This is a genomic window from Rhodoferax sp. GW821-FHT09E07 (genome assembly GCF_059416145.1).
This window is the reverse complement of the sequence record NZ_JBWKOP010000005.1, coordinates 129,217-146,965: the sequence shown is the minus strand read 5'-3', so window position 1 is coordinate 146,965 and position 17,749 is coordinate 129,217. Positions and strand designations below refer to the sequence as shown.

Genomic DNA, 17,749 nt, shown 5'->3' with positions numbered 1-17,749 from the left:
GCAGCGCGCCAGGCTGTTGGGGCCTATTCGCCCCAGGGCAGCATCAGCGTGAGCATCGAGAGCTTGGCAAACTCGGGCTCAAACTGGTCGATGATCTTTTGCGGGTCCGGGCACAGCTTAGCATCGGACACCACGCCAAACTGCACGCCACCACCGTAGCTCAGGATAGACACGCCCAGCCCCACAGACCCACTCTGCGGGACCCAGAACAGCGTTTCTTCAATGGTGGAGCCGCAGATCTTCAGCTTGTCCCGCGGGCCCGGCACATTGGTCATCACAGCCGTGGTCTTTTTGCTAAACAGATTCAGCATCGCATCCTGCGCGGGCTTGATGAGCAGCCCCGCCACGGCCAGCAGGCCAAACGCCAGCAGCGGTTGCATGCTGCCCTTGAGCCCGCGCATGCGGCTGCGTACCTCGTACACGCGCTCCACCGGGTTGTCCATGCCCACGGGCAGCACCAGCGGTGCCAGGCCAAACTGGTTGCCCAGCTTGTAGGCATGCTCGATAGGGCGCAGGTTCACCGGCACCATGGCGCGGATCTCCTTGCCTGCAACTGAATCACCATGTTCCTTGAGGTACTCCCCCAGGGCGCCGGCCACGCAGCTCAGCAGCACATCGTTGATGGAGCAGTTCAGCGCCTTGCCCACGGCCTTCACTTCTTCCAGCGGGATTGGCGGGCACCAGGCCACGCGCTTGGAGCTGCCGGGCACGCCTTTGAGGCGGGTGGGCGAGTCATCGGGCATCAGCGCCAGTGACGCCAGATCGCTGACCACCTGGTAGGCCATCTTGGCCGCGTCTACCGAGGAGTGCACGCCTTGCTCCACGCCCTTTTGCGGTTCCATCAGCAGGCCCATGGAGCGTGCGGCGCCCTCGCCCGCCGCGCCCAGGGCCTTCACCGTCATATTGGTCAGCGGCTTGAGCAGCGCATCGGCAATCCAAGCCTCGGCGCCTTCCATGCCGTCGGCATGGGCCTCACGCGGCTTGCGCACGGGTGGGGGCGCTCCACCGTCCACCAAAGACTGCGTGACAGAAATGAGCGCAATGCCGTCGGCAATGCAATGGTGAATGCGCACCATCAGGGCAGAACCCCCTTTGTAGTCCTCTACCAGGTGGAACTGCCACAGCGGGCGATGCCGGCTCAGGGGCTCCATGGTCAGCTGCGCAAGACGGTCCTGCAAGGCCTCCTGCTCCCGGCCCTTGGGTTTCTTGGGCAGGGTTTCGCGCACCAGGTGGTTGCTCAGGTCAAACGCCGCATCCTTCACCCAGGTGGCGCCGGCTGCGTCTTCTACCGCGCACTGTACAAAGCGTGGGTACTTCAGCAGCCGCTCTTCGATGCGCTGGGCCAGGTCTTCGTATTTCAGCTTGGGGTGGATCACCCACACCCCCAAAATCATCATCAGGTTGGAGGCCGAATCCATGCGCAGCCAGGCGGTGTCCACCTTGCTCATGCGTTCGCCTTGCAGGCCCAGCGAGCCGATTACCGCATCGGTCACGTTCTTCTGCACTGCGCGTGCAGCCCTTTGGGTCTGGCGTTTGGCCTTTTGGGCAACATCTTTGGCTAGAACTCTGGTGACCATGGAATCTCCGGGCTGAACGGTGTTGGGGGTGCTTGTCTATTCTGCAGTGAAAACGCACCGTAAGATACGGGACAAGCACCCGGATCACTCGGGTGTGCACCCTAGACCCCATTGCCCCCTCACCGGAGAACACCATGGCCGACCTGCAAGCCACTTTCGAAGCCGCTGTAGCCAATTCCAAGAACCTCAGCGAGCGCCCTGACAACGGCACCCTGCTGAAGATCTACGCGCTCTACAAGCAAGCCACCGCCGGCGACAACACCGAAAAGAAGCCCGGCTTTGCCGACATGGTGGGCCGTGCCAAGTGGGACGCTTGGAATGGTTTCAAGGGCACCGCCAGCGCCGACGCGATGCAACAGTACATCGACCTGATCGAATCTTTGAGCTAAATCAGCCCCTAGCCCCCGTCAATGCTGCGCAAGCAGCTATGAAAAAAGTAGCGCTCCGCGCTACTTTTTTTTCGCCGGTGCTTTGACCTTGGCAGATTTGGGGGCCAGCAACTGGTCCAGGTTCTTGACAATCTCGGCCTCGATCTTGTCCTTGAAGGCGCCCAGCAGAAAGCCCAGTTTGGCGTTCAGTTCAAAACGATCCGCCGTCACCTGCAACGAGCCCTTCACGCCCGAGCGGCTGAACTCCACCTCGTCCGCCGTCTTGCCCTCGGCATAGGTGCACTCCATGCCGAATTCCTGCTCCACCTGCTCCGCCCAGGCAAACGCAATCTTGCGGGCTTCGGCCAGGCCCAGCGTGTGTTCACGAACGATATGAAGATCTGCCACGGTGTTGCTCCTAACGGGTCGTTATGCTGTAAGGGTTGGCTGCACATTGCACCATAAAACCACGGCACCCACACCATGCTCTACAAGTTCAAATCCAAAGCCACCAGCGACGTCATCATGCTGGAAGCCAACGGCCGCCAGATTCTGCAAATCTGGGGCAAGTTTGAAGAAGGCGCGCCGGCCAAGGGCATCCTGCTGCCCGAAGACATGCCGGCCGCGCGAGCTGCTCTGGAAGAGGCCATTGCCGCGGAGGAAGCCCAGCGCGCCCAAGCTGCGCTGAAAGCGCAGGAGCGCGGCGAGGACCCGCACACGCCAGCCGGGGTGACGCTACGCCAGCGCGCCATGCCGCTACTGGATATGCTGCAGCGCAGCCACAAGGCCCAAAAAGAAATCGTCTGGGGAACCTGAGGCGCGGACTCAGTCCGCGTACACGCCCGCCGCCTTGATGATCGGGCTCCACTTGGCGATTTCTGCAGCCACAAATTTCTTGTGCTCCGCCGGCTCCACGCGCTTGTCCGTCACCACCACGGCCCCCAGCGCCTCTTCCTTTTTCAGGAAGTCTGGATCCTTCAATGCCACCTTGAGCGCCGCATTCACCCTGCTCAGTACATCCGCCGGAGTGCCATGCGGAGCGTACAGACCGTGCCAGATGGTGACCTCAAAGCCCTTCAGACCCGCCTCCTGCATCGTGGGCAAATCCTTCAGTGCGGGCGTCGCCAGTCGCTTGGGCGTAGTCACCGCGTAGGCCACCACCTTCTTGCCTTCGATCTGCTGGGTGGTGTTGGTGGTCTGGTCGCACATCAGGTCAATCTGACCGCCGATCAGGTCGGTCATGGCAGGGTTCGTGCCCTTGTAAGGCACCTTGGTCATGTCGGTTGCCACCGCGCTCTGGAACAGCAGGCCGCACAGGTGCGAGGCTGAGCCGATGCCGGCGTTGCCCAGGTTGATCTTGCCCTTGTTCTGGGCAATCCAGCCCGTCAGGTCCTTGAAGTTCTTGGCCGGGTGTTCGGGTTTGCCGATCAGGGTCATGGGCACTTCGTTGATCATGCCCAGGTATTCAAAATCGCTGTCCACCTTGAACGGCATGTTGCGCACCAGCGTGGGCATGGTGGCCATGGCAACGTGGTTCAGCAGCAGGGTGTAGCCGTCTGGTGCGGCCTTGGCCACCTTGTTGGAGCCGATGGAGCTGCCGGCGCCAGCCGAGTTGTCGATGATGATGCTCACCCCGCCCAAGGGCTTGCGCAGCGCCTCCGCCAGGTCGCGGGCCACGCGGTCAGTAGGCCCACCAGCGGCAAACGGCACCACGATGGTGATGGGTTTGGAGGGGTAGGTATCGGCATGGGCGCACACGGCCCATGCAGCCGCAGCAACGACAAGTAGCTTTTTCATGGAATGTCTCCGTTGTTATGGAAACAAAGTCTATCGTCGGAGCCACCCGCGACCTAACAAAAACCACTTGGCCCCAATTTTTTAACGCCTTAGTCAGCGGTAGCTGCGCGCGTCCTCAATCACCTTGCCATCGTTGGGCAGCGCACCCGGCGCGACCAGTTGCACATCGCCGCGCAGCTTGGTCACATCGCGGATCGCCTCGCCCACGCGGGCAGCCAGTCCGTCGGGTTGGCCCGCCACCTCCACCAGCAGGGTCATGGCGTCGCTGGCCATCTCGCCGCTCACCACCAACCGGGCGCGCCCCACCTCGGGGAATCGCTTGGCAATCTCGTCCACCTGCTTGGGGTGCACGAACATGCCGCGCACCTTGGTGGTCTGGTCGGCCCGACCCATCCAGCCTTTGATTCGGGTGTTGGTGCGGCCCGTAGGGCAAGGGCCTGCCAGCACGGCCGACAGGTCCCCCGTGCCAAAGCGCACCAGAGGGTAGCCCGCGCTCAGTGCTGTCACCACGACCTCACCCACCTCGCCGTCCGCCACCGGGTCGCCCGTGCCAGGCCGCACGATTTCCACGATCACCCCTTCATCCAGCACCAGACCTTCGCGCGCCGTGGTCTCGTAGGCAATCAGCCCCAGGTCGGCCGTGGCGTAACACTGGTAACCGTCCACACCGCGCTCCAGAAACCAGTCGCGCAGGCTGGGCGGAAACGCCTCACCGCCAAACATGGCCTTGGTGACGCTGGGAATGGTCACGCCCATCTCGGCAGCTTTTTCCAGAATGATCTTCAAAAAGCTGGGCGTCCCAATGTAGCCCGCAGGCTGCAGCTCACGCATGGCCTGCACCTGCTGCTCGGTCTGGCCCGTACCACCGGGGAACACGGTGCAGCCCAGCGCATGGGCGCCGGTTTCCATCATCGAGCCCGCGGGCACAAAGTGGTAGCTAAAGCTGTTGTGGATCAGTTCACCGGGCCGAAAGCCTGCGGCGTACATCGCGCGCGCCATGCGCCAGTAATCCCGGCCCGTGCCCTCAGGTTCGTAGATCGGGCCCGGGCTGGCAAACACGCGCGGCATGGCGGCACCAAAACCCAGTGCGCTGAAGCCGCCAAACACGCTGCCGCCCTCGGCGCGCGCAGCCTGCTGCAGCGCCTGCAGCTCGGACTTGCGCGTTACCGGCAGCTTGGCCAGTGCGGCGCGGTCCACCACCCGGGTGGCATCCACCCCCTCCAGAATGCGGGCAAAGGCCGGGGCCTGGCGCTGGGCATAGGCCACCTGTTCCGGCAGGGCCGCCATCAGTGCGGCCTCGCGGGCTTGGGTAGAACGGGTTTCCAGGGCGTCGTAGGTGCTGGTCATGGTGGGCTGCCGAGGGGTTTATGAATCTTTTAGGGCTCTAGCCCCCGTGAAATAAGCGCAAAAAGCTATGAAATTAATAGCAAATCAAGCCAACCAGCGCTTGCGGCGCTTGTAGCTCTTCACGTCCTTGAAGCTCTTGCGCTCGCCGCCACCCACGCCCAGGTAGAACTCCTTCACGTCCTCATTGGTACGCAAATCCTCGGCGGCACCATCCATCACCACGCGGCCGCTTTCCATGATGTAGCCGTAGTCTGCATACTTGAGCGCCATGTTGGTGTTCTGCTCGGCCAGCAAAAAGGTCACGCGTTCCTTCGTGTTGAGGTCCTTCACGATCTCGAACACCTCTTCCACAATTTGCGGCGCCAGGCCCATGGACGGTTCGTCCAACAGCACCATGCTGGGGTTGGCCATCAGCGCGCGGCCGATGGCACACATCTGCTGCTCGCCACCCGAGGTGTAGGCCGCCTGGCTGGTGCGACGGGTCTTGAGGCGCGGGAAGTAGGTGTAGACCTTCTCCAGGTTCGCCGCCACTTCGGCCTTGCTCTTGCGCGTGTAGCCACCGGTGAGCAGGTTTTCTTCAATCGTCAGGTGGGCAAAGCAGTGCCGCCCCTCCATCACCTGCACCACGCCGCGTTGCACCAGGTCGGCCGGGCTCAGGTTCTCGATGCGCTCGCCGCGCAGCTCGATGCTGCCCTTGGTGACCGCGCCGCGCTCACCCGCCAGCAGGTTACTCACCGCCCGCAGCGTGGTGGTCTTGCCCGCGCCGTTGCCCCCCAGGATGGCCACAATGCCGCCCGCAGGCACCTGCAGCGACACGCCCTTGAGCACCAGGATGACGTGGTTGTAAATGACCTCGATGCCATTCACGTTGAGAACAATGTTTTTCGCGTCCATAGGTTTGCCTTTGCCAATCGGCAGGCCTGCACAGCACAAGCCTGTCGATTGGCAGCCCTTTGCGGGCCGCCAATCTATTTAGCTCTGGCAGTCGGCGGGGGTGCGCGGTGTCAGCTTCTTCTCAGTGGCGTACTTGGCTGCCGTGGTCTTCACCAGCGGCTTCAGGATTTGCTCATCGGCCTGCAGCCAGTCCGAGGTGAACTGCCACTTGCTGCCATCCCAGGTGTGGATGCGGGCCCACGAGGCGCCCATGTGGTCGGCACACGAGGTGCTGATGGGCCGCATCACGCCAGCAAAGCCCAGCGCGTCCAGCTTGGCCTGGGTCAGGTTCAGGTTTTCCAGACCCCAGCGCACTTGCTCGCCGGTCATGACCTTGCCCTTGCCAAAACGCTCCTGCGCAGCACGGATGCCCTCCACGCCCAGCATGGCGCTCATGGCACCGCGCATGTACAGCACCTGGCCCAGCTCTTCCTTGGGACCCGTGCCCTGGCCCTTGTCATGCACCATGGCGATCACGTCTTTGACCAGCTTGGATTGGGGTTCGGCACCGTGCTGCATGGTCACCGCGTTGTAACCTTTGGCCCCTTCGGCCACGTCCTTCACGTCAGGCTCGGCACCCGCCCACCACACGCCATACATCTTCTCGCGCGGGTAGCCGGTGGCTTGCGCTTCCTTGATGGCGGTGCTGTTCATGATGCCCCAGCCCCACAGCACCACATAGTCCGGCCGGTTCTGGCGCACCTGCAGCCAGGTGGCTTTTTGCTCCACGCCAGGCGCTGTCACAGGCAGCAGCGTGAGCGTGAAACCGTGCATGGCCGCACGCTCCTGCAACAAGGGAATGGGTTCCTTGCCGAACGGGCTGTCGTGGTAGACCAACGCAATTTTTTTGCCCTTGAGCTTGTCAAAGCCGCCTTCCTTCTTGGCGATGGCCTGCATGATCGCGTCGGCCGCCACCCAGTAGGTACCGGCGATGGGGAAGTTCCACTTGAACACCGAGCCGTCCGCGCTCTCGCTGCGGCCATACCCCACCGTCACCACCGAGATCTTGTCGGCCGGCGCCTTTTCGGTGATGGCAAAGGTGGCGCCCGTGGACAGCGGCTGCACAAAGGAAGCACCCTTGCTCTTCAGGCGCTCGTAGCACTCCACGCTGCGCGCAGTGTCGTAGCCGGTTTCGCATTCTTCAAAGCTGAGCTTCACGCCGTTGATGCCGCCGCGCGCATTCACCAGCTTGAGGTAGTCCACATAGCCGTTGGCCCATGGCACACCGTTGGGCGCGTAGGGTCCGGTGCGGTAGGACAGCACGGGGATGAACTGCTCTTTGGACTGGGCCTGGGCATTGCCCGCCAGCAAGACCGAGGCACCGGCCACCACCATGGCGCTCGCAAGTACAAGTTTAGAAAGCTTCATTTGTCTCTCCTGTCATTAAGTTGTTGAAGCACGGGGAAAACACGGAACCTGGCCACCCCTCTCAATGGGGGAAGGGCCACAAACGCAATTTCTGTTTGCCGATGGACCAGAGCTTGGCCAGGCCATGCGGCTCCACGATGAGAAACCAGACGATGAGGCCGCCAAACACCATGAGCTCGGCATGCGATACACCAGCAGTGGAGATGGCAATGCCAAACATGCCCGCCAATGCAGGCAGGAACTGGCTTAGAAAAATGGGCAGCACTACGATGAAGGCCGCGCCAAAGAATGCCCCCGAGATGGAGCCCATGCCGCCGATGATGACCATGAACAGCAGCTTGAACGACTGGTCCACAGAGAAGGCAGCTGGCTCCCAGGCGCCCAGGTAAATAAAGCCCCACAGCGCTCCGGCCACGCCCACGATGAAGGAGCTGACCGCAAACGCGCTGAGCTTGGCGTACATGGGGCGGATGCCGATCACAGCGGCCGCCACGTCCATGTCGCGGATCGCCATCCACTCGCGACCCACGGCGCCGCGCACCAGATTCTTGGCCAGCAACGCAATGACGGCCAGCAGCGTGAGGCAGAACAGGTACTTGGCCACCGGGCTTTCCAGCGAGAAGCCAAACACCTGCAGGTTGGACACAGACACCGAGCCCGAGGGCGAGTTGTTGGTAAACCACTGGATGCGCAGAAACATCCAGTCCGCAAAAAACTGCGCGGCCAGCGTGGCCACCGCCAGGTACAGACCTTTCACGCGCAAGCTGGGCAGGCCAAACACCATGCCAAACAGCATGGAGCTCACACCACCCAGCAGCAGCGCCACCAGCAGCGGCATGCCCTCAATGCGCACAAAGAAGTTGTAGGCCGCATAGGCCCCCACCGCCATGAAGGCGCCCGAGCCCAGCGAGATTTGTCCGCAAAAGCCCACCAGGATGTTCACACCCACCGCGGCCAGCGAGAAGATGAGGAAGGGAATCAGAATGGCGCGGAACAGGTAGTCGCTGGCCAGCATGGGCACCGCGGCAAAGCCCACCACCAGCAGCACCAGCATGGCCATGCGGTCCTGCGCGATGGGGAAAATTTGCTGGTCCGCGCGGTACGTGGTTTTGAATTGGCCGTTTTCTCTGTAGAACATGGTTGTCTCTTATCGTTGTAACGGTCTCAAACGCGGTCAATGATTTTTTCACCGAAGAGGCCTTGCGGGCGAATTAGCAAGAAGCCCAGCGCCAGCACATAGGCAAACCAGATCTCGATGCCGCCGCCCACAAACGGGCCCAGGTAGACCTCGGACAGCTTCTCGCCCACCCCAATAATCAGCCCGCCCACAATGGCGCCGGGCACGGAGGTGAGACCGCCCAGAATGACGACCGGCAGCGCACGCAGCGCCACGGTGGTCAGCGAGAACTGCACACCCAGCTTGCTGCCCCAGATCATTCCGGCCACCAGCGCCACCACACCGGCCACGCACCAGACGATGACCCAGATGCGGTTGAGGGGAATGCCGATGGATTGCGCAGCCTGGTGGTCATCGGCCACTGCGCGCAGGGCACGACCGGTGGCGGTTTTCTGGAAGAACACGCTGAGCAGTGCCACCAGGGCGGCGGCAATCAGCGCGGCGTACAGGTCTTCCTTGTTGATGAGGATGCCGCCTTCAAACGTACTCTCCAGAATCATCACCGGGTCTTTGGGCATGCCGATGTCAATCTTGTAGATGCTGCTGCCAAACAGGGTCTGGCCCAGGCCTTCCATGAAGTAGGTGATGCCCAGCGTGGCCATCAAGAGCGTGGTGCCTTCCTGGTTCACCAGGTGGCGCAGCACCAGGCGTTCGATGATCCAGGCCACCACAAACATGACCACACCCGCACCGGCAAAGGCCAGCACATTGGCGGCAATGGGGTTGGCAATGCCCAGGTGCAGCGGAATCCATTCCGCAAAGCGGGCCATGGCCAGGGCCGCAAACAGCACCATGGCGCCCTGCGCAAAGTTGAACACGCCGGAGGCCTTGAAGATCAGCACAAAGCCCAGCGCGACCAGCGAATACAGCATGCCCGCCATCAGGCCGCCGAGTAAGGTTTCGAGAAAGAAAGCCATGGTGAGAAATCCTTAGTGGCTGGTGCCGAGGTAGGCGCTGATGACGTCGGGGTTGTTGCGCACCTCGTCGGGCGTGCCGTCGCCAATCTTCTTGCCGTAGTCCAGCACCACCACGCGGTCGCTGATGTCCATCACCACGCCCATGTCGTGCTCGATCAACACCACCGTGGTGCCAAACTCGTCGTTCACATCCAGCACAAAGCGGCACATGTCCTGCTTCTCTTCCACGTTCATGCCGGCCATGGGCTCGTCCAGCAACAGCACCTGGGGCTCCATGGCGAGTGCGCGGCCCAGGTCCACGCGCTTTTGCAGGCCGTAGGGCAGCTGGCCCACGGGCGTCTTGCGAAAGGCCTGGATTTCCAGGAAGTCGATGATGTGCTCCACATACTCGCGGTGGCGAATTTCCTCGCGCTCAGCCGGCCCCCAGCGCAGGGCCTGCAGCAGGATGTTGCTTTTGATCTTCAGGTTGCGGCCGGACATGATGTTGTCCAGCACGCTCATGCCTTTGAACAGCGCCAGGTTCTGGAAGGTGCGGCCTATGCCCATGGTCGCCACCTGGTGGCTGTTCATGTACTTGAAGGCCTGGCCGCGGAAGGTGATGGCGCCCTCCTGCGGCGCGTACACACCGTTGATGCAGTTGAGCATGGAGCTTTTACCTGCACCGTTGGGCCCGATGATGGCGCGGATCTCATGCTCGCGCACATTGAAGCTGATGTCGGTCAGCGCCTTCACGCCACCAAAGCGCAACGAGATGTTGTTCACGTCGAGGATCACGTCCCCAATCTTTTTGGCGCTCATGCTGCAGCCTTCACAGGGGCAAAGGTCTTGGCGTCGTCGATGCGCAGCGTGGCGCTCACGCTGCCGGTGCGTCCGTCTTCAAACTTGACCTGGGTTTCAATGAACTGGCTGGTCCGACCGGCGTACAGGGCCTCCACCAGCACGTTGTATTTGTCGGCAATGAAGCCGCGGCGGACCTTGTTGGTGCGCGTCAGCTCGCCATCGTCGGCGTCCAGCTCCTTGTGCAGCACCAGGAATCGGCTCACCTGACTGCCGGCCAACAGCGCATCGGCGCTCAGGTCGGCGTTCACCTTCTCCACACAGTCCTTGATGAGCTGGTAGACCTCGGGCTTTTGCGCAAGGTCGGTGTAGCCCGCGTAGGGCAGGTTGCGGCGCTCGGCCCAGTTGCCCACGGCATCGAAATCGATGTTGATGAGCACACACACGCGCTCGCGTCCGTCACCATAGGCCACCACCTCTTTGATGTGCTGGAAGAACTTGAGCTTGTTCTCCACGTACTTGGGTGCAAACATGGCGCCGTCGTTGGCACCGCCCTTGATGCGGCCCACATCCTTCACGCGGTCAATGATTTTCAGATGCCCGTGGGCATCGATGAAGCCGGCATCGCTGGTGTGGTACCAGCCGTCGGCGGTCAGCACCTCGGCCGTGGCAGTGGGGTTTTTGTAGTACTCCTTCAGCAGGCCGGGCGACTTGACCAGAATCTCGCCGTTGTCAGCCACCTTTATCTCCACGCCCTGGCAGGGCACGCCGACGGTGTCGGCGCGCGCCTGGTTGTCGGGCTGCAGGCAGACAAACACCGCGGTCTCGGTGGAGCCGTAGAGCTGCTTGAGGTTGATGCCAATGGAGCGGTAGAAGGTGAAGAGGTCCGGCCCAATGGCCTCGCCCGCGGTGTAGGCCACGCGCACGCGGCTGAAACCCAGGGTGTTGCGCAGCGGGCCATAGACCAACACATTGCCCAGCGCATACAGCGCGCGGTCGGCGGCCGACACGGGCAGGCCGTCCATTAGCGCTGGCCCCACTTTCTTGGCCACGCCCATGAAGTAGTGGAACATGTGGCGCTTGATGGTGCCCGCGTCTTCCATCCGGATCATCACGCTGGTCAGCAAGCCTTCAAAAATGCGCGGTGGCGCAAAGTAATAGGTAGGGCCAATCTCTTTCAGGTCGATGGTGGCGGTGGCACTGCTCTCGGGGCAATTCACCACATAGCCACAGGACAGCCACTGCGCATAGCTGAAGATGTTTTGCCCTATCCAGGCCACCGGCATGTAGGCCAGCACTTCTTCGTCGCTTGTGAGCTTGTCGAACTCGGCACCGGCCCGGGCGCGGTTCAACAACGAGTCGTGCGTGTGCACCACGCCCTTGGGGTTGCCCGTGGTACCAGAGGTGAAGAACATGGCCGCCACATCGGTGTGCGCAATCTTGGCCACCTCGGCTTGGAAGAAACCGGGGTGCAGTGCCGCAAACGCCTTGCCCGCGGCCTGCAGTTCGTCCATGGCGGCAAGGCCCGGCTCGTCGTAGTGGCGCAGGCCACGCGGGTCGTCAAAGTAGATGTGGGCCAGCTGCGGGCACTGGGCGCGCACCTCCAGCAGTTTGTCCACCTGCTCCTGGTCCTCGGCAAAGGCAAACCGCACTTCGGCGTTGTTGATGGGGAACACGCACTCGGGCGCCGCCGCGTCCTGGTACAGCGGAATGGGCACGGCGCCCAGGCTTTGCGCGGCCAGCATCGTGGCGTACAGGCGGGGCCGGTTGGCGCCCACGACCACCATGTGGTCGTCGCGCTGCAGGCCGGCCTGGTGCAGGCCCGCGGCAATCTGTTCCACCATCTGTGCCAGGTCGGCCCAGGTCAACGCCTGCCAGATTCCGTATTCCTTTTCACGCATGGCCGGCGCCTGCGGGCGCTGGCTGGCGTGCTGCAGCAGCAGCTGCGGAAATGTCGTGTGCGTACCCATTGCGTGTCACCTCGTTATGGCCGGTCATCTGCGCGACGCGGACTTTGGTATGGGGCGAATGGTAGGACTGCATTTGACGTCAAGTTGTCGTTTGGACGACAATTTACGCATTTCTCGGTAGGTGTTTTCCCTTCACTTATTGGCAACTTACAAGGCCTGCCCATGACCACCGACACCACCCTGCACCAGCGCCGCCGCCCTCTCACCGAAGGCGAGCTCAACGCCATTCCGTGGATCCATTTGCTGAGTGCCGAAGACCGCCAGCGCGCCGTGGACGACCTGCGCATTGCCGAGGCTGCGCCGGGCGAATACCTGTGCCGCATGGGCCGCCCGGTGACGTATTGGTTTGGTGTGGTCGATGGCCTCTTGAAGATGAGCACCGACAACGCCGAAGGCCAGACCATGACCTTCACCGGAGTGCCGCCCGGCGGTTGGTTTGGCGAGGGCACGGCCCTGAAGCGCGAGACCTACCGCTACAACATCCAGGCGCTGCGCAAGAGCCTGGTGGCGGGCCTGCATGTGGACACCTTCCACTGGCTGCTGGACCACTCCATCGGTTTCAACCGCTTTGTGATGAACCAGCTCAACGAACGCCTGGGCCAGTTCATCGCCGCGCGCGAGATCGACCGCATGACCAACCCCGACATCCGCGTCGCGCGCAGCCTGGCCTCGCTGTTCAACCCCGTGCTGTACCCGGGCGTGGGCGAGGTGCTGCGCATCACCCAGCAGGAGCTGGCCTATCTGGTGGGCCTGTCGCGCCAGCGCGTGAACGAGGCGCTGAATGCGCTGGAGGCGCAGAACTTCATTCGGGTGGAGTACGGGGGCTTGCGGGTGCTGGACCTGCAGGCGCTGCGGTCGCGGGTGTTTACGCGTCAAATCACTGGCTATCCCCCGTAGAAATTGCGCTCGTAGCTATTGTTTTTATAGTGGCTTGATTGGGTAGCGGTGGGTTTCGCGCTGCTGGGTGGGCGGGGCAGGCGGCCGTGGACATCAAGTTTTCCGCGTAAGCTGACTTCCTAGTGTGCGATTAAGCATGGCAATTCATTGAATGAATATCTGTTTTCTAGCTTGCATCTCAAATGAACAAAATAACTCTTAGGGCGGCACTGATCGCTATTCCACTTGTATGTGCCTGCAATGCAGTTATCGCGCAGGCTTCAACTGACTCGAATCCAATTAGATCTGTTTGGCAGGCCAAGCAGCTCTCCTGCAATGGGTTTGTTGCGATCGAGAGCACCCGCAGCCCGGATGCTGAAGAGATTATTCGTACAGGATTGGTCCAAATTCCGAACCTGGATTTGAAGTTCAGCATTCCCCGGATTCCGCAGTTACCTGCGACCTCTATCAGACTGGTATTTAACGATCGGGGGCGTCAAGTCGTAGACCATTACGTTCTTTTGTCTTTGGGCGATTTGAGCGATCCTGTCGCTGCAGTTATGGTTACTGAGCTGCCCCCATCGTTTGATACGCCGCAAAAGGCACTTGAAGCGGCAGTAGCGGTGGAACGAGGAAATCTTCAAGGCACGGCTGCGAAACCAACGCTGGAGCGTATAGCTACGGCTTGGGGCGAGGGCTTGGATTTGTTCGTACCAACCCGCATTGGGTCCCCTTGTTTTCCTTCAGCCCGATACCGATTAGCCACTGATGCTCAGCCGTCAATGGGATTGAGCCGCTTTTTCACCTCGCCTGGACATTTGATCCAACTTGCGGTTTTGGTCAAATTTCCTACTGGTACTTCTGTCGACATGCAGATGTCAGATACACGTCGGGTGATGGACGTGTTTGCATCCGGGCTGAAAAAGCCGTGAATATGCTTTGCATGGGGTTGCAACTACTTGCCAAATAGCCTGTGCAATCCCCCAGTTCGCAGAATGTAGGGTCGCCAAATGTCTGGAGTGTTGTCGGCGCAGGGGCCTCGTGGACTTCGCGTTTGCGGCGGAAGCAGACGTTTGGTTACGACGTAGATAATTTACTTTTAGACCAAAACTGGTAACCCAACTTTGCAGCCGAAAGCGAGCATCAACTCACACATACAGCGGCGGGCCAAAGCCAGTTTAAAGAGCAGGTTTGCTACATCGATAACTTCAGGCTTTATGAAACACACCACAGTTTCCGAGATGAACTCAGATCAATTCTCTTCGCTCGAAGGCCTGTCGGTCTGCAATGACCTCTTTGGCTCGACTTGGCATTCAAGCTACGTGCGATTTGTCGAAGTCATGTCACCTCATATTGAGCGCAGTTCCATTAATCTTGCCTTTGCCTTTGCCTTTGCCGTTGCCGTTGCCGTTGCCGTTGCCGTTGCCGTTGCCGTTGCCGTTGCCGTTGCCGTTGCCGTTGCCGTTGCCAATCAGCGTAGTTCAAAGCACGGACCGATTCCTGTAGAGAACCTCCTAGTTGAAACCTCAACGACTGAAGCACTGAATGACCTCGTGGTTCTGGCGCTTAGTGAGCTTGCAGCGCCAGACCACGACATTAATTCGGCGTTGATTTCGGTGCTACAGAAAATAGACGTGAGCCGAGCTGAATCAATATTTGGTGTTCGTTTCAGGCCAAGCTTCACCTCCAAAGCCAGCCACGATATAGCGATCCCTAGATACGCCGCTTTCTGGCGAGATAGCGAAAAGGCACACTATCTTGCTGTTCACCATGAGTCGTGAACGTTGAGGGCCGTCAGGATAAGAGTATGCAGATGATGTTGGCGCGCTCTTTCCTTACTGCGGACGGCTTTCAGTCTGTTGACGCCTCAGCAACGCAGCGGAAACGTCATTTAATGCATTTCACATGACGATGGAAAACGTGCTCGGGATCATTGTTCTTCTTGGGTGTGCATTTGCGTGTCATCGCTATTGGCGATCTAAGGCTACATCCTGTACTGCTCGCTGGCTCACGGAACAAGGACTAGAAGTGGCGGACTGGGGAAAAGCAGACTTTGTTATGCATAGACAACATCCATCCATCGCCTTCACGGCCGCAGAGACACTGCATGGTGAAAAAATGTTTGAAATTAAGTTGCATTTCAAAATGAGACTCTTGGGCGACTGGACCATAGATGAGATTACGTACAGCCCCCACCTTTGAAAGGCTGCTTAGGAGCGCAGGAAAAGTCAACAATCAGTCTGTTGTTGCCTCAGATAGACGGTAATTTTGGATATTTGGAGTTCAATTGATGGCCTGGGACAAAAATATCTCTCCTATCGGCTGGTACGTGGTGTCTTACCTACTTCGGTTTGTAGAACTAGACGACACCCTGATGGATGACGAGGACAAGCGCTTTTTGTCCTGGGAGAACACCATACTGATTAAAGCTGACGACTTGGATCATGCCTATGACAAGGCAATGAAGGTGGCCAAGAGTGCGGCGAAGCCATTCAAAGGTGGTCCAGAGGGAGTTCCTGTTCAATGGAAGCTAGTTGGAATTACAAGCATTCTGCCTATTTACGAAGATTTTGCGGACGGCTCCGAAATTGAGTGGACAGAGCACACACCGCGCAAGCTCAAGAATTTGCAGAAAATGGTTACACCCAAGGGTGGATTTTCCCAGTAGTTCTCGAATGGAGCTGAGAGCCGGCCTGTGGTTGCAAATGCTTATTCTTGCGCAGCCAGATCACGGATTTCAAGTTCCGCTTTCAGTCTGCAAGCGTCGCAGTGTCGAATCGATAGACTGCGGAGTCGATAATTTATTCGTTAACCATTTGCCATGCGCACACATCTTTTCCTTGCTGCTCTGTTTTTTGTCACCATCAACGCGATTGCACAAACCCAACCACCACCAATTGTTTTTTTTGATGAAGTAGTGATGTCTGAGACGCGGGCCCTTGAAGTTGCCGAAGTGACAAAACAGAGATTTTGGGGCAGAGTGCCGGGCTATGACGGAAAGCCAATACAACCGACATCCGAAGATGAACGTCTGTCGATTCCTCTGCCGACTTGGGATTTACTCTACATCGCGCAGAGCGCCAGTATGGCTGGGGATGCAGCACGCTGCAAAGTCAGCACCGCTGACGAGCATTTGTTTAGGCTCCAGAATAGTTTTCGGCCAAAGTACAGAGACGAAAAGAGAGTGCAGTTTGCCTTCGCATACAGCATACTTATTTTCAGAGATGTTGCTACCCGTTTAAAGGACGTAGACTGTTCAATGGAGCGTGCGGAGGCTCTTCGAAAAGGGATCGCCTTCATCGCGAAGTGAACATGTTTAATTTGCCTGTCGACACTGACGCTGTGGGTCGGGCAACTTTGCGTTAACGACCGCTTCGCAGCGCAGCGAATGTCTGCAGTCAGTCTGCAGGCGCCTTGGTTTCGGCGCGATAGACTTCGGAACCGATTAATTTTCGTCAGAAGTCGCCATGAAGATCGCGCACACACTACTTGCGATGCCACTGCTGGGCGCATGCGCAGTTGCAATTCTTTTGTGGGAGTCATTGCCCTTCGAGGCACCTATTGGCTTAGCTTTGGCCGCAATTCTTCATTTGGGGCCATTTGGCTTTGCGTTTCACATGACTATGCAGGGTGCACAGCGTGGGCGTTTGGTACGCTTAATGGTAGGGGTGTGTTTTGCTGTATTGCTGGGCTACTTGCCCTTGACGCTTTTGATCAACCGAGTGGATGGTGAAGGGCTGCAGTATTTGCTTGCACTTTATCCTGTGTATTCGTGGTCAGTTGTAGCGATCATGACACTGATAGGCATAGGTGCAGAGGCCATCGTTAATCGTATGTCTCATACAACTCCTAACGTTACGCTTGACAAGGACACGCAGCGGCAATTGTCGCGTTCCGAGCAGCTTTGACGGAACGACTGCTTCGGAGCTCAGCAAAAGTCAGCAATCAGTCTGTAGACGCCTCGGCTCTGCGGCGAAAGCGGACGTCCGCAGATTCACCCGAATGGGGGATATTCAGGGCCTATCTGAGTCGTCAAAATTGGGGGGCAAGCTGCGGGGTTTGCCACTATTTTTAGAGAGCAGCTTGCGCAGACTAGTATATGTAAATGCTATTTTTTATAGACCACACTCCCACTTTATCCCGCGGTGTTTTGCGGCAAAAATTACGTTAAATCTCACATGCGGCAGTCTTGGATATTGCTTCTCTTCACCTTTTCTTCGCCAGCATTTGCTGTTGACGGAGCGGGTCTTACCATTCAAGACATCGTACTTATTGCGGCTTTTCTGCTTTTACCTGCAGTTCCGTTTCTTGCCCTCGCAGGCATTGCCATCCTTGTCGTGAGGTTCTTTCGCCGCGTGCGACGAGGACCTAGCAATCTCGAAATTTCTTCAACTGCCGTTTTACCGCCAGCCCTCGGAAACATTCAGTTCACGGATGATGAGGCCAATCTCATGCAACGTTGGAACATCTTCTTCAACGGAACGCAGTATCGGTTGGGTGATCGCAAATTCGGCACGTTAACTGAGGCATTGGCGGCAGCCAACGGTGTGAGGAACGGTAACGATGAGCTCTAACATTTCGGCCCACACGGACATACGACTTTATGTTGCCGCTTCCCAGCGCGTGTTGCATACCGGTGGCC

General features: G+C 59.3%; 20 protein-coding genes. 10 read left to right on the top strand and 10 right to left on the bottom strand.

The features are described from left to right. Positions 1-23 precede the first annotated feature (23 nt). A complete protein-coding gene (locus AC07OE_RS11165) occupies positions 24-1,577 on the bottom strand; it encodes a wax ester/triacylglycerol synthase family O-acyltransferase (protein ID WP_495070635.1) in 1,554 nt (517 codons plus the stop codon). A gap of 134 nt (positions 1,578-1,711) precedes the next feature. Here AC07OE_RS11165 and AC07OE_RS11160 point away from each other — a divergent pair, with 134 nt between their 5' ends. Then, positions 1,712-1,966 carry an acyl-CoA-binding protein gene (locus AC07OE_RS11160; RefSeq protein WP_495070634.1) on the top strand — a complete coding sequence of 85 codons (255 nt, stop codon included), beginning with the start codon at positions 1,712-1,714 and terminating at the stop codon, positions 1,964-1,966. A 60-nt stretch (positions 1,967-2,026) separates the two neighbouring features. Here the strand turns inward: AC07OE_RS11160 and AC07OE_RS11155 are convergent, their stop codons facing one another. After that, entirely contained in the window at positions 2,027-2,353 is a 327-nt protein-coding gene (locus AC07OE_RS11155) for a polyhydroxyalkanoic acid system family protein (protein WP_495070633.1), read from the bottom strand. Between the two features lie 75 nt (positions 2,354-2,428). Here AC07OE_RS11155 and AC07OE_RS11150 point away from each other — a divergent pair, with 75 nt between their 5' ends. Further along, positions 2,429-2,761, top strand: a complete 333-nt coding sequence (locus AC07OE_RS11150) for a DUF1840 domain-containing protein (protein ID WP_495070632.1) — start codon at positions 2,429-2,431, stop codon at positions 2,759-2,761. A gap of 9 nt (positions 2,762-2,770) precedes the next feature. On the opposite strand, the gene AC07OE_RS11145 is transcribed toward AC07OE_RS11150, so the two are convergent. From AC07OE_RS11145 to AC07OE_RS11110, 8 genes are all read right to left on the bottom strand, one after another. Next, entirely contained in the window at positions 2,771-3,742 is a 972-nt protein-coding gene (locus tag AC07OE_RS11145) for a tripartite tricarboxylate transporter substrate-binding protein (protein ID WP_495070631.1), read from the bottom strand. A gap of 93 nt (positions 3,743-3,835) precedes the next feature. Beyond that, on the bottom strand, positions 3,836-5,089 hold the full coding sequence (locus AC07OE_RS11140) for a phenylacetate--CoA ligase family protein (protein ID WP_495070630.1): 1,254 nt from the start codon (positions 5,087-5,089) through the stop codon (positions 3,836-3,838). A gap of 84 nt (positions 5,090-5,173) precedes the next feature. Beyond that, positions 5,174-5,983 (bottom strand): ABC transporter ATP-binding protein, encoded by an 810-nt coding sequence (locus AC07OE_RS11135; RefSeq protein ID WP_495070629.1) that lies wholly within the window; start codon positions 5,981-5,983, stop codon positions 5,174-5,176. Positions 5,984-6,061: 78 nt separating this feature from the next. After that, positions 6,062-7,390, bottom strand: coding sequence for an ABC transporter substrate-binding protein (locus AC07OE_RS11130; protein WP_495070628.1), 1,329 nt, complete (start codon positions 7,388-7,390; stop codon positions 6,062-6,064). A gap of 61 nt (positions 7,391-7,451) precedes the next feature. After that, complete coding sequence (locus AC07OE_RS11125) at positions 7,452-8,528, bottom strand: branched-chain amino acid ABC transporter permease (RefSeq protein WP_495070627.1); 1,077 nt, start codon at positions 8,526-8,528, stop codon at positions 7,452-7,454. 26 nt (positions 8,529-8,554) lie between these two features. After that, on the bottom strand, positions 8,555-9,484 hold the full coding sequence (locus AC07OE_RS11120) for a branched-chain amino acid ABC transporter permease (RefSeq protein WP_495070626.1): 930 nt from the start codon (positions 9,482-9,484) through the stop codon (positions 8,555-8,557). A 12-nt stretch (positions 9,485-9,496) separates the two neighbouring features. Continuing rightward, positions 9,497-10,282 (bottom strand): ABC transporter ATP-binding protein, encoded by a 786-nt coding sequence (locus AC07OE_RS11115; protein WP_495070625.1) that lies wholly within the window; start codon positions 10,280-10,282, stop codon positions 9,497-9,499. Continuing rightward, positions 10,279-12,231 (bottom strand): AMP-dependent synthetase/ligase, encoded by a 1,953-nt coding sequence (locus AC07OE_RS11110; RefSeq protein WP_495070624.1) that lies wholly within the window; start codon positions 12,229-12,231, stop codon positions 10,279-10,281. Before AC07OE_RS11110 ends, AC07OE_RS11115 begins: the two co-directional genes overlap by 4 nt. Positions 12,232-12,393: 162 nt before the next feature. Between AC07OE_RS11110 and AC07OE_RS11105 the strand changes: the two genes are divergently transcribed. From AC07OE_RS11105 to AC07OE_RS11070, 8 genes are all read left to right on the top strand, one after another. Next, positions 12,394-13,128: a Crp/Fnr family transcriptional regulator gene (locus tag AC07OE_RS11105; protein WP_495070623.1), complete on the top strand. Its 735-nt coding sequence runs from the start codon at positions 12,394-12,396 to the stop codon at positions 13,126-13,128. Positions 13,129-13,310: 182 nt separating this feature from the next. Next, positions 13,311-14,039, top strand: a complete 729-nt coding sequence (locus AC07OE_RS11100) for a hypothetical protein (protein WP_495070622.1) — start codon at positions 13,311-13,313, stop codon at positions 14,037-14,039. A 285-nt stretch (positions 14,040-14,324) separates the two neighbouring features. Then, complete coding sequence (locus tag AC07OE_RS11095) at positions 14,325-14,888, top strand: hypothetical protein (protein ID WP_495070621.1); 564 nt, start codon at positions 14,325-14,327, stop codon at positions 14,886-14,888. A 124-nt stretch (positions 14,889-15,012) separates the two neighbouring features. Continuing rightward, positions 15,013-15,309, top strand: coding sequence for a hypothetical protein (locus tag AC07OE_RS11090; protein ID WP_495070620.1), 297 nt, complete (start codon positions 15,013-15,015; stop codon positions 15,307-15,309). Positions 15,310-15,397: 88 nt separating this feature from the next. Next, positions 15,398-15,775 (top strand): DUF4288 domain-containing protein, encoded by a 378-nt coding sequence (locus AC07OE_RS11085; RefSeq protein ID WP_495070619.1) that lies wholly within the window; start codon positions 15,398-15,400, stop codon positions 15,773-15,775. 153 nt (positions 15,776-15,928) lie between these two features. Next, complete coding sequence (locus AC07OE_RS11080) at positions 15,929-16,417, top strand: hypothetical protein (RefSeq protein ID WP_495070618.1); 489 nt, start codon at positions 15,929-15,931, stop codon at positions 16,415-16,417. 157 nt (positions 16,418-16,574) lie between these two features. Then, entirely contained in the window at positions 16,575-17,015 is a 441-nt protein-coding gene (locus AC07OE_RS11075) for a hypothetical protein (RefSeq protein WP_495070617.1), read from the top strand. A 270-nt stretch (positions 17,016-17,285) separates the two neighbouring features. Beyond that, entirely contained in the window at positions 17,286-17,681 is a 396-nt protein-coding gene (locus AC07OE_RS11070; RefSeq protein WP_495070616.1) for a hypothetical protein, read from the top strand. The last annotated feature ends 68 nt before the right edge of the window (positions 17,682-17,749 follow it).